The 518-nt window shown below is 78.4% G+C and carries 1 protein-coding gene; it reads left to right on the top strand.

Annotation, left to right across the window (positions count from 1 at the left end; translation table 11 throughout):
- Positions 1-518 (top strand): carboxyl transferase domain-containing protein (locus DQW85_RS21595; protein WP_275888229.1); only part of this gene is annotated, 518 nt, incomplete at both ends.

Genomic DNA, 518 nt, shown 5'->3' on the forward strand with positions numbered 1-518 from the left:
TGCGGCTGGCGGCCGAGCTGGGCCTGCCGCTGGTCACGGTGATCGACACGGCCGGGGCCGCCCTGTCGAAGGCGGCCGAGGAGGGCGGGCTGGCGGGCGAGATCGCGCGCTGCCTGGCCGACCTGGTGACACTCGACGCCCCGACGGTCTGCCTGCTGCTCGGCGAGGGCGCCGGAGGCGCGGCGCTGGCGCTGCTGCCCGCCGACCGGGTGCTGTGCGCGCAGCACGCCTGGCTGTCGCCGCTACCGCCGGAGGGCGCGTCCGCGATCCTCTACCGGTCCACGGACTTCGCGCCGGAGATCGCCCAGGCGCAGGGCATCCGGGCCACCGACCTGCGACGGGCCGGGGTGGTGGACCGGGTCGTCCCCGAGGTGCCCGACGCCGCCTACGAGCACCGGGCGTTCTGCGAGCGGGTCGCGCGGGCGCTGGAGTACGAGATCGCCGGGCTGCTGGCGCAGGACCCGGCCGCCCGCCTCGCCGCCCGCCAGGCCCGCTTCCGCGGCCTCGGCGTCCAGCCC

This window comes from Nonomuraea lactucae, from assembly GCF_003313395.1.
GTDB classification, from domain to species: domain Bacteria; phylum Actinomycetota; class Actinomycetes; order Streptosporangiales; family Streptosporangiaceae; genus Nonomuraea; species Nonomuraea lactucae.